Origin of the sequence: Caballeronia sordidicola, from assembly GCF_000729995.1 — a bacterium.
Classification (GTDB): Bacteria; Pseudomonadota; Gammaproteobacteria; order Burkholderiales; family Burkholderiaceae; genus Caballeronia; species Caballeronia sordidicola_A.
Genome location: NZ_JNFG01000153.1, coordinates 1 through 375, shown reverse-complemented (window position 1 = coordinate 375; position 375 = coordinate 1). Strand labels below are relative to the sequence as shown.

At 65.3% G+C, this 375-nt stretch carries 1 protein-coding gene; it reads left to right on the top strand.

Annotated elements, in window-relative coordinates; translation table 11 throughout:
- Positions 1 to 375 (top strand): hypothetical protein (locus tag FH08_RS48810; RefSeq protein ID WP_035568059.1); only part of this gene is annotated, 375 nt, incomplete at both ends.

Below are 375 nucleotides of genomic sequence, written 5' to 3'. Positions count from 1 at the left end.
GCAGCAACTGCAGGACAACGTCACCCAGGTGTCGCAGTATCTGGACCCGCTGCGCAACTTCACCAACGCGAACCCGAATTGCGTGGGCGACGGCATCTGCTCACTGGTGCTCAAGGCCGTCGAGCCGATGGACTCGGTGGTCGCGGCCACCGCCACCTTGACCGACAGCACCATGGGTTTCGGCGCGGGCACCACCGAGATGGCCCGATCGCTGACCGGCGCCCAGGCATCGGTGCGCTCCATGCGGGCCGCTGTCGACCAACTCGGTTCGGTGACAACGCAATTGACCAAGACCGTCGGCGAGACCCGAACCATGTTCTCCGGACTGACCGACTACCTGCGTGGGGTGCGGGCGGACTTCCAGGACAGTGGTGA